We start from the raw sequence: 11,514 nt of genomic DNA, 5'->3' as shown, positions 1-11,514 counted from the left end.
AATCTATTCATCGTTTATAGTTGCATACGGTAAGCATAAAATCTATAATATGGGAAATAAATTTGTACTGTTCGTGTTTTGCTTGTTTATCTTCGGCCTTGCACATGGTCAGGTAGAAAGAACCGTTAGTGGTAAGGTCTCCGACGGCAATGCGCCTATGGAGAATGTCGCGGTTACGATAGTGAACACTGGAGTTGTTACCAGCACAAATGCAGAAGGTTTTTATCGCATAGCGGTTGAAACGGACGATGAATTACAATTTTCCTACATGGGTATGAAGACCATGACCATACTTGTGGAAGACGTAACTCGGATTTTGAACCCGATTATGGTGCCCGAAGTAAACATATTGAATGAGGTTGTAGTGACCAAAAGTAGGCGTAAATCGCAGAAAGATTTGGAATTTGAATATCAAGTAGACCCAAATATCATTAGAACTGCCTTCGGTTACCTACATGCCCAAAGTTCAGCAGGTACTGTACGTATTTTGAATGAAAATAACATAATACCCCCTACGCCATGCGTCCTAGACCTTCTACGTAATCGATTTCCGGGACTTGCCGTATCAGGAGACTGTTTTGGCGGAGGTGTGGTCACCAATAGGGGTACATCTTCACTTTTTGGTAGAAATCTAGTAGCTTGGGATGTGGATGGTATGATTTTGGCTGATGCTCCTATTTGGTTAGACGTTAATAACATACAAAGAATCGCCGTAATGTCATCTTTAGTAACTGGAGTAAGCTATGGCACTTTGGGTTCAGGTGGTATTGTGGTAATCAATACGAAATCCGGAAATTCTTTTCGTGACGGGGTTGTAGATAGAGCGCGATTGCGTAATAATTTTTATAAGGACGATTCTTTAGAAGACCAAGCTATCCGCAATAACTGGCCGGCGTATAAAAAACAATTGTATGCGAGTACTTCGGTAGAAGCTGCCCAAGCAAAATTTAAGGAATTGGTAGCAACGTATGCCAATGCCCCCTATTTTATATTGGATGCACAAGCTTATTTTGCGGAAGAATGGCAACGACCAGATTTGGCTGAGGAAATAATCACGAATCATTTTAAACTTTATGAGGATAATTCGGTACTCTTAAAGGCACTTGCGTATCAGTATCAGGTTCAAGGCCAGTTCGAAAGAGCTAACGATACATACAAAGAGATTTTTTTACTTCGTCCCCATTATGCGCAAAGTTATCTGGATATGGCTAGAAGCTACCGTGAAGTAGGTAGCTATGCAAAGTCTGCTTCCTTATATACTAGATACAGCTATTTATTGGAGCAGGGCTTTATGCAACAAGATTCTGTAGGTATAGGTAAGATTATGGACAGGGAGTTCAACAACCTGCTTACAATGGAGAAAGATGCGGTAGTGAAAAAGGGGAAACAAAACAAACTGTTTATAGCGGATAACGACTTTAACGGTACACGTGTTGTTTTTGAATGGAACGACGGCGAGGCGGAGTTTGAGCTACAATTCGTAAACCCTGGAAAACAGTATCACACCTGGAAGCACAGTTTGGCGGAAAATGGGGAATTGATAGCAGGTGAGAAGGCCTATGGTTACAATACTATGGAAGAACTGATAGACGGTTCCCTTCCTGGTACCTGGCAGGTAAACGTAAAATATCTGGGAAACAAGAGTTTGACGCCCACCTATTTGAAAGCCTCTATTTATTATAATTATGGGGAGGTTTCACAACGGAAAGAGGTAAAGCTGTTCAAGCTCAGTTTAAAAAACGTAAATCAGGAGTTGTTTAAGTTGGTAAGTAGTCCGGCTCTTGTATCCAAATAAGACAAATTAAATTTCATTTGGAAATATTAAAAAAATAAAGCTATGGCAAAGAAAATTATAGTAATCATCTGTTGCGTTTTGGCAATACATCTGGTTCAGGCACAAGAGCAACGAACGATAAGCGGAAAAGTTTCCGATGGTAATGCGCCCATGGAGAACGTTGCTGTTAAAATCTTGAACACGAATGTCGTTACCACTTCGGATAAAGAGGGTTTTTACCAGTTGCCCATTTCCACTGGAGACGAACTACAATTCTCTTACATGGGCATGAAGACCATGACCATACGTGTGGAAGACGTCACACGCATTCTAAATCCCATTATGGTACCGGATGTGAACGTACTGGACGAAGTAATAGTGGAAAGTAGTAGACGCTTATCACAAAAAAATATTGAAGAGCAATATAATTTGCGAAAAAATATTATTAAAACGGCTTATGGATATCTGGACGCGGAACGTGCATCTGGCCGTATTGGTTTTATAAACGAAGATGAAATCACCTTTATAAACGGTAATATTGTCAACTTGTTGGCTTCTGGAAGACTACCCGGTGTCCAGCTCATCAGCGGAGGTCCTTTGGATAGAGGTGCCATTAGGCGTAGCCCAGGAAGATTACCCGAAATAGAAGCTTTAAATGGTGATCAATTGGAAAGAGCAGCTGCCGCTATTGATAAACCAGAATCTGTTAGTGGTAACGTTTTTATTAGGGGTCTCTCTTCAATTGAAAATCCCCAGCCTGCTATTTTTGATGTGGATGGACAAATTTTCACTCAAATACCTATTTGGGTAGACTTGGGGAACGTTAAACGAATAGCAATTCTCAATAATTTTGCAACTACCACACAATATGGTTCTATTGCTTCCGGCGGGGTAATCGTAATAAATACCATTTCGGGTAATCTGGCACCAACAAAAGTGGTTGATCAAGCTAAATTGCGTAACAACTTTTACCAGAATGATGCCCTAGACAGTCAAGGGGTAAAACGGAATTGGCCTAAATATAAAAAAGAACTCTATGCCAGCAGTTCATTGGAAGCTGCCCAAATTAAGTTTACTAAACTCGCTCTTACGTATGCCAACTCTCCTTATTTCTTGTTGGATGCTCAGGATTATTTTACAAACGAGTGGGATAGGTCCGATATTGGTGAGGAAATCATTGTTAATCATTTCGAACCTTTCTCAGAGAACTCCGTGCTTTTAAAGGCCTTGGCGTACCAATACCAACAGCAAGGCCAATACGAAAAGGCTAACGATGTCTACAAGGAAATTTTTCTGCTCCGTCCCAACTATGCCCAGAGCTATTTGGATATGGCAAGAAGTTACCGAGAATTAGGTAATCCGTTGCAAGCCGCTTCGTTGCATGCCAGATATAGCTATTTACAGGAACAGGGCCTTATGGAGCAAGATACGGTGGGCTTTGGCCCTATAATGGAACGTGAGTTAAACAACCTTCTTGCTTTTGATAAGGATGCCCTGGTAGATAGTGGTAAGCGCAATACGCTATTTGTTGCCAATGACGATTTTGATGGCACGAGGGTCGTATTCGAATGGAATGATGGGGAGGCGGAATTTGAGCTACAGTTTGTAAATCCCGGTAAGCAGTACCATACCTGGAAACACAGTCTTGCGGATAACGCAGCACTAATTTCGAGGGAGAAGAATTTAGGTTACAACACTATGGAAGAACTGATAGACGGTTCTTTGCCTGGTAGCTGGCAGGTAAACATAAAATATCTGGGAAACAAGAGTTTAACGCCAACCTATCTGAAAGCGTCTATTTATTATAACTATGGGGAGGTCTCACAACGGAAAGAGGTAAAGCTGTTCAAGCTCACTTTAAAAAACGTAAATCAGGAGTTGTTTAAGTTGGTGAGTAGTCCGGCTCTTGTATCCAAATAAGACAAATTAAATTTCATTTGGACATATTAGAAAAATAAAGCTATGGTAAACAAAATTTTCGTGTTCGTTTTTTGCTTTGCGGCAATACACTTTGCAGATGCACAGGAACAACGAACGGTAAGCGGAAAAGTATCCGATGGTAATGCGCCCATGGAGAACGTTGCTGTTAAAATCTTGAACACGAATGTCGTTACCACTTCGGATAAAGAGGGGTTTTACCAGTTGCCCATTTCCACTGGAGACGTACTACAATTTTCCTACATGGGAATGAAGACCATAAGTATACGTGTAGAGGATGTAACACGCATTCTAAACCCTATTATGGTTCCCGATGTAAATGAACTGGATGAAGTGGTCGTAACAAAAAGTAGACGTAAATCGCAGAAAGACCTAGAGGCCGATTATAATGAGAACCCTAAAATTATTAGAACGGCGTTCGGTTATGTCCATGCGGATGCGGCTCCTGGTAGGGTGCAGATTGTGAAGCGAGAGGATCTTTCTATCGCCGCTTTATGTATTTTGGAATTGATAAATGGTCGTTGGCCAGGGGTTACCGTATTTGGAGATTGTATTTACGGTGGTGGAGTTATCGTTAGGGGTACTTCAAGCTTTTCCGGTTCTAATGCCGCTATTTACGACATTGATGGTTTAATTGTAAAAGATGCACCAATTTGGCTCGATGTGAATAGCATAGATAGAATTACCATTTTAGGCAGTCTGTCTTTGGCTACATCATATGGTAGTATTGGCAAAGGCGGTGTGGTAGTAATAAATACAATTACTGGTAATATTTCTCCGGATGGTATTCTAGACAAGGTAAAATTGAGGAATAACTTTTATAAAGACGATGCCTTAAGTGCTGAAAATATAAAGTCCAACTGGCCAACCTATAAAAAACAATTATATGCGAGCACTTCGGTAGAATTCGCACAAGAAAAATTTAAGGAGTTGGTAGGGACATACGCAAATACTCCGTATTTTATATTGGATGCACAGGCTTATTTTACAGAAGAATGGCAACGACCGGATTTGGGTGAAGAAGTAATCAAGAATCATTTTGGAATTTATGAGGAGAATCCGGTATTGTTAAAAGCTCTGGCATATCAATATCAAGCTCAGGGCCAATATAGTAAGGCGAACGACCTGTGCAAGGAAGTCTTCTTGCTCCGTCCCAACTATGCCCAGAGTTATTTGGATATGGCACGCAGCTACCGTGAACTGGGTAGTTATGCAAAGGCTGCCTCTTTACATACCCGATACGGTTATTTGTTGGAGCAGGGTTTTATGGAGCAGGATACGGTAGGTATTGGTAAAATCATGGACAGGGAGTTCAACAACTTACTCACATTGGAGAAAGATGCGGTAGTGGAAAAGGGAAAACAGAAAAAACTCTATATAGCGGATAACGACTTTAAAGGCACACGCGTAGTTTTTGAGTGGAACGACGGGGAGGCGGAGTTTGAACTACAGTTCGTTAACCCTGGCAAGCAATACCACATTTGGAAGCATAGTCTTGCGGATAATCCGGAATTGATAGCTCGCGAAAAGACCTACGGTTACAATTCCATGGAGGAATTAATAGATAGTTCTTTGCCAGGTACTTGGCAGGTAAACGTTAAGTATCTTGGTAACAAAAGCTTGACGCCTACCTATTTAAAAGCAACGGTGTACTACAATTACGGCGAAATCTCGCAACGTAAAGAGATAAAGCTGTTTAAGCTCAGTTTAAAAAACGTAAATCAGGAGTTGTTTAAATTGGTAAGTAGTTCTGCCATCGTTGCTAATTAATCGTTTATGCGTATATTTCTTTTCATTTTATTACTTTTTAGCTCTTGTTTTTCCTTTGCCCAACTAAACTTTACGGGAAGAATTGTAGATGCCAAAACTCAAGAACCGTTACCTTATGTGAATATCGGAATTGTGAACAAAGGATTTGGTACCGTTACTGATGAGACGGGTCGTTTTTATTTAGTTATCGATACCGCAAGGTTTACTAATGAGGATATTGTTCAAATATCTTCTTTGGGTTACGAAAATATCAGGATTCCTGTGGGTCAAATTACCGTTGGAGCTAAGGAGTTTCCTGAGATTTTAATGCAACCTTCAGATATTATATTGGATGAGGTAATTCTTTCAAGTGATGCTTTAGTTCCCATCACGGAATTTTTGGGCTATCGTAATTATGGAGAGCGGAACTTTGGGTATTGGAATAAAAACGTTGCCTTAGGAGGTGAGTTGGCTACCAAGGTCAATGCACGCCAGGGCAAAAGACAGTTAAATAGTTTAGAATTTGAGGTGTGGGAGAATCCTTCCGATAGTGTATTGATCCGTGTTAATATCTATGACCTTGGAGGAGGCCTACTTGGAGCCCCTGGTTCTAATCTAAATAAAAGTCAAAAGAATATACTTCACACATTGCCCAACGGTAAAAACGACATTAAAATAGACCTAAATCCTTATGAACTTTACGTAGACAACGATTTTTTTGTTTCATTGGAATTATTGCAAGTATATGGCGATGGAGAGTTAGGGTTGGTGCTACCAGCATCTGGTAGGGAAGGTTCGTCTTTTAGGAAATATGCAAGTCAAGGGGAGTGGGAATTTGTGAGCGATCTGCACATGGCGTATTATTTGGAAACATCTCCTTATGTAACGCAAAAAAAAGCGAGTAGATATGAAAAGAAAGTAGAGCGGGCACGATCAAAAAAATCAACACTCTCCGGATTTGCCATTTTTCGCGGAAAGATGATAGCCGGTGTTACAGTCCAAAACGAGCGAACTAAAGAAATCGTACAGACCGATGAAGCCGGTAGATATATCATAGAAGCAGAGAAAAGGGACATACTTTTCTTCACAAAAAAAGGGTACCAAAAAATGTTTTTGGAAGTACGGGATGAGAAATTTGCAAATGCCATAATGAGATTGGAAAGTTCCAATAAGTAGTAGCAAAACTAAACCTGCAACACCCCCATATTAAATGGTTTTTCTATGGGTGCATGATCAGCTGCCTCAATACCCATAGAAATCCATTTTCGGGTATCCAAAGGGTCTATTACGGCATCTGTCCATAATCTAGCAGCGGCAAAATAGGGAGAGACTTGATTATCGTAGCGCTGTTTTATTTTATCGAACAACTCCTTTTCTTTTTCGGCTGTAATTTTTTCTCCACGTTTTTTTAAGGAAGCGGTTTCTATCTGTAACAAAACTTTTGCTGCAGAATTACCACTCATTACCGCTAGCTCTGCACTTGGCCAAGCTACTATTAGTCTTGGATCATAGGCTTTACCGCACATCGCATAGTTGCCAGCGCCATAGCTATTACCTATTACGATAGTAAACTTGGGTACAACGGAATTACTTACTGCGTTTACCATTTTGGCTCCATCTTTTATAATTCCGCCATGCTCACTTTTACTACCGACCATAAATCCGGTAACATCCTGGAGAAAAACCAGTGGAATTTTTTTCTGGTTGCAATTGGCAATAAACCGGGTCGCCTTGTCGGCAGAATCGGAATAGATAACCCCACCGAACTGCATTTCGCCCTTTTTTGTTTTCACCACTTTACGTTGGTTGGCTACAATACCTACGGCCCAGCCATCTATGCGTGCATACCCGGTAATAATACTTTGTCCGTAACCGTCTTTATAGGCTTCAAATTCAGAATTATCCACAAGTCGGTGAATGATTTCCATCATGTCGTACTGCTCGGATCTAGAGCTGGGTAATATGCCATACATATCAGCTGGATTTTCCTTTGGCTTTTCCGGGGTAGCACGATTATATCCTGCTTTGGTAACATCACCTATTTTGTCCATGATGTTTTTAATCGTATCCAAGGCAGCAGCATCATCCTTTGCCTTGTAGTCCGTAACCCCGCTAATTTCGCAGTGCGTAGTGGCTCCGCCTAAAGTTTCATTGTCAATACTTTCGCCAATGGCGGCTTTTACCAAATAACTTCCCGCTAGGAAAATACTACCTGTTTTATCTACAATAAGCGCTTCGTCGCTCATAATCGGCAAATAGGCTCCACCGGCAACACAACTGCCCATGACCGCAGAAATTTGAGTAATTCCCATACTGCTCATAATGGCATTGTTCCTAAAAATACGTCCAAAATGTTCTTTATCCGGAAAAATTTCATCTTGCATTGGTAAATAGACGCCGGCACTATCTACTAAATAAATAATAGGCAGACGATTTTCCATCGCAATTTCCTGTGCTCTCAAGTTTTTTTTGGCCGTTATGGGAAACCAAGCACCTGCTTTTACCGTAGCGTCGTTAGCAACGACCAAACATTGTTTTCCCGATACATAGCCCATTTTTATAACAACACCACCAGAAGGGCATCCGCCATGCTCCTCATACATTCCATCCCCAACAAAAGCGCCAATTTCTATATTATCGGCTTTTGAATCCAACAGATAGTCTATGCGTTCTCGTGCCGTCATTTTTCCTTTTGCATGTTGCTTTTCAATACTAGATTTCCCTCCGCCTAAAGCTACATGAGCCATTCGTTTCTTAAGCTCGGAAAGCATTAATTTATTAGCATCTTCGTTTTGGTTGAACTTGATATCCATTGTACTTCTTTCAATTTATCCCCTAAAGATAAGGAGTAAAATTGAGTACATTTGAATAAACCTTTAATAGAACTATGAATATGATACGTTGGGGAATAGTTGGTGCCGGTAATATTGCGAACACTTTTGCCAAGGACCTTGAATTGGTGCCTGGTAATCGTTTATGTGCCGTAGCTTCAAGAAGTGTGTCCAAAGCTAAAGAGTTTGCAGAAACTTATGATGCTGAACATGCCTTTGGCAGTTATGATGAGCTGTTTAAGAGTGATGTTGTTGACGTAGTTTACATAGCAACGCCACATACATCCCATGCCAGCCTAAGTATTAATGCAATGAACCATAAAAAGCATGTGCTCTGCGAAAAACCTATGGGTATGAATAGTGCCGAGGTGGAGCTGATGTTGAAAAAAGCTAAGGAGAACGAAGTCTTTTTGATGGAAGCCTTATGGACTAGGTTTAATCCTACCATAAAAAAAGTTAAGGAACTAGTGTCTACGGGACAAATTGGGAACGTAGCCTATCTAAAAGCAGATTTCGCCTTTTACGGTTTGGATAGGGATGAAAACGGACGGTTACTTAATCCAGATTTGGGAGGAGGTACGCTTTTGGACATTGGTATTTATCCTATTTTTCTGTCCTATTTGATTTTAGGAATGCCTAAAAAGATTACAGCTCAATCTCAGTTTTATAAAACGGGAATTGAAAGTCAAACCTCTATGATTTTTGAGTACGAAAATGCCCAAGCCCTGCTTTTTAGTAGTTTGACATGTAACACGGAAATGAAAGCGGAAATAGCCGGTAGTAAGGGAAGTTTATTTATAAACCCTAGATGGCACGAAGCATCATCGTATGTTATGGTGAAGGGTGGTGAATCTGAGCATGTTCCGGTTGATAAAATAGGGAAGGGCTATACCTATGAAATTGAAGAAGTAGCGCACTGTATTACCAAGGGAAAACTAGAGAGTGCACTATGGAGTCACCAGAATTCAAAAGACCTTTGTCGTCTTTTGGATACGGTTAGAGAAGAGGCAGGAGTTCGTTTTCCATTTGAGCTGTAAAACCTTTGCAATAATAGCGTGAAGTTTTTATAAATTTCCGATATTTGAAATTACCACGAACCAAAACCAAAGAACATGGGAATGAATAAGAATACAGTGCTGGCTTGGGCCACATTTATAATGATTTGTGTAGGTTGTGCGCTTATAGCCCTTGGAGCTTTTAGATATGACGATGTTGCCGGCTGGGGTTTTGCCTCTGTAGGAATTGGTTTTTTTGCCATTGCATGGGTTTTTAACGCGTTAAAGGGGAGGGTATAACAAAAGCCGAAGTTTTAGTGTTCCATGTGCTTTGTGATTACATTTTCAATTAGAAATTGGTGACAATCGAAACTTTTAACCATAATTTTCTCAAGATTTATTTTCTATAAAACGTTTATTAATCAAGAATCTCTATTTTAAATATTTAGGATATGTCCGACGATAAAAAGGTCATTTTCTCCATGTCTGGAGTAACAAAGACATTTAAGACTGCGAATACGCCTGTTCTTAAAAATATATACCTCAGTTTCTTTTATGGTGCTAAAATTGGTATTCTAGGGCTTAACGGTTCCGGTAAATCTACCTTGTTAAAGATTATTGCAGGAGTCGATAAAAATTTTCAAGGCGATGTTGTATTTTCTCCTGGTTATAATGTTGGTTACTTGGAGCAAGAACCTCAGTTAGATGCAGACAAAACGGTATTGGAAGTCGTAAAGGAAGGGGTATCCGAGACGGTCGCTATCTTGGACGAATACAATAAAATCAACGATATGTTCGGTCTGCCGGAGGTTTATGAGGATGCGGACAAGATGCAAAAGTTGATGGATAAGCAAGCTGTTTTACAGGATAAAATAGATGCCTCTAACGCATGGGAACTGGATACCAAGCTCGAAATTGCGATGGATGCGCTCCGAACACCAGAATCCGATAAAAAAATTAGCGTTCTGTCCGGAGGTGAAAAAAGACGTGTAGCACTTTGCAGATTGTTGTTACAGGAACCGGAAATTTTATTGCTGGACGAGCCTACCAACCACTTGGATGCGGAATCTGTACACTGGTTGGAACATCATTTAGCGCAATATAAAGGAACCGTAATTGCGGTAACACACGACCGTTATTTCTTGGATAATGTAGCCGGTTGGATTTTAGAACTTGATAGGGGAGAGGGTATTCCATGGAAAGGAAATTATTCCTCTTGGTTGGACCAAAAGTCCAAACGTTTAGCGCAGGAAAGTAAAACAGCTTCCAAAAGACAAAAAACTTTGGAACGTGAGCTAGAATGGGTGAGACAAGGTGCTAAGGGCAGACAGACAAAACAAAAAGCCCGTTTGAAGAATTATGATAAGCTGATGAGCCAAGACCAAAAGCAGTTGGACGAAAAATTAGAAATATATATCCCCAACGGACCTCGTTTGGGTACCAATGTTATAGAGGCTAAAGGTGTAAGTAAGGCTTATGGTGATAAATTACTGTACGAAGATTTAAACTTTACCTTGCCACAAGCCGGTATCGTGGGGGTCATTGGTCCTAACGGAGCTGGTAAAACTACCATATTTAGAATGGTGATGGGGGAGGAGAAACCGGACAAGGGAGAATTCATAGTCGGTGATACGGCAAAAATAGCGTATGTAGACCAAAGTCACTCCAACATTGACCCGGATAAAACGATTTGGCAGAACTTTAGCGATGAGCAAGAACTAGTGATGATGGGCGGCCGTCAAGTCAATTCTAGGGCGTATTTGAGCCGTTTTAATTTTTCCGGTAGTGAGCAGAACAAAAAGGTAAGCATGTTATCCGGTGGGGAACGAAACCGTTTACATCTGGCAATGACCCTTAAAGAAGAAGGGAACGTTTTGCTTTTGGATGAGCCAACGAATGATTTGGATGTAAACACCTTACGTGCCTTAGAAGAAGGGTTGGAAAATTTTGCCGGCTGTGCTGTTGTTATTTCTCACGATAGATGGTTTTTAGATAGGGTTTGTACTCATATTCTTGCATTTGAAGGCGATTCTCAAGTCTATTTCTTTGAAGGTTCCTTTTCTGACTATGAGGAGAATAGAAAGAAACGCTTGGGTGCCGATATTATGCCGAAACGTATTAAGTATAAGAAGCTTATTCGCTAGTAGTATGGACTAGCAGAATTCAAAGAGTAGTAGTATATGGCCCTTACTTAAAGTAATTTTGTTTGTGAAAATAACCCGAATCT

8 protein-coding genes are annotated in these 11,514 nt (G+C 40.5%); 7 read left to right on the top strand and 1 reads right to left on the bottom strand.

What is annotated here, in order from left to right; translation table 11 throughout:
• Positions 1-49: 49 nt before the first annotated feature.
• The 4 genes from MS6x_RS01965 to MS6x_RS01950 are packed head-to-tail and all read left to right on the top strand — an operon-like array spanning position 50 to position 6,637.
• Positions 50-1,795 (top strand): carboxypeptidase-like regulatory domain-containing protein, encoded by a 1,746-nt coding sequence (locus MS6x_RS01965; RefSeq protein WP_482605101.1) that lies wholly within the window; start codon positions 50-52, stop codon positions 1,793-1,795.
• Between the two features lie 42 nt (positions 1,796-1,837).
• On the top strand, positions 1,838-3,694 hold the full coding sequence (locus MS6x_RS01960) for a carboxypeptidase-like regulatory domain-containing protein (RefSeq protein ID WP_482605100.1): 1,857 nt from the start codon (positions 1,838-1,840) through the stop codon (positions 3,692-3,694).
• Between the two features lie 42 nt (positions 3,695-3,736).
• Positions 3,737-5,482: a carboxypeptidase-like regulatory domain-containing protein gene (locus MS6x_RS01955; protein ID WP_482605099.1), complete on the top strand. Its 1,746-nt coding sequence runs from the start codon at positions 3,737-3,739 to the stop codon at positions 5,480-5,482.
• A gap of 6 nt (positions 5,483-5,488) precedes the next feature.
• Complete coding sequence (locus tag MS6x_RS01950) at positions 5,489-6,637, top strand: carboxypeptidase-like regulatory domain-containing protein (RefSeq protein ID WP_482605098.1); 1,149 nt, start codon at positions 5,489-5,491, stop codon at positions 6,635-6,637.
• Positions 6,638-6,645: 8 nt separating this feature from the next.
• On the opposite strand, the gene MS6x_RS01945 is transcribed toward MS6x_RS01950, so the two are convergent.
• On the bottom strand, positions 6,646-8,274 hold the full coding sequence (locus tag MS6x_RS01945; RefSeq protein WP_482605097.1) for an acyl-CoA carboxylase subunit beta: 1,629 nt from the start codon (positions 8,272-8,274) through the stop codon (positions 6,646-6,648).
• 74 nt (positions 8,275-8,348) lie between these two features.
• Between MS6x_RS01945 and MS6x_RS01940 the strand changes: the two genes are divergently transcribed.
• From MS6x_RS01940 to ettA, 3 genes are all read left to right on the top strand, one after another.
• Positions 8,349-9,329, top strand: coding sequence for a Gfo/Idh/MocA family protein (locus MS6x_RS01940; protein ID WP_482605096.1), 981 nt, complete (start codon positions 8,349-8,351; stop codon positions 9,327-9,329).
• A gap of 75 nt (positions 9,330-9,404) precedes the next feature.
• Complete coding sequence (locus MS6x_RS01935) at positions 9,405-9,587, top strand: CAL67264 family membrane protein (RefSeq protein WP_027076178.1); 183 nt, start codon at positions 9,405-9,407, stop codon at positions 9,585-9,587.
• Positions 9,588-9,739: 152 nt separating this feature from the next.
• Complete coding sequence (gene ettA / locus MS6x_RS01930) at positions 9,740-11,431, top strand: energy-dependent translational throttle protein EttA (RefSeq protein ID WP_482605095.1); 1,692 nt, start codon at positions 9,740-9,742, stop codon at positions 11,429-11,431.
• The last annotated feature ends 83 nt before the right edge of the window (positions 11,432-11,514 follow it).

This window comes from Maribacter sp. MS6 (assembly GCF_056839185.1).
The sequence above is the reverse complement of the archived record's forward strand: the minus strand, read 5'-3'. Positions and strand labels throughout refer to the sequence as shown.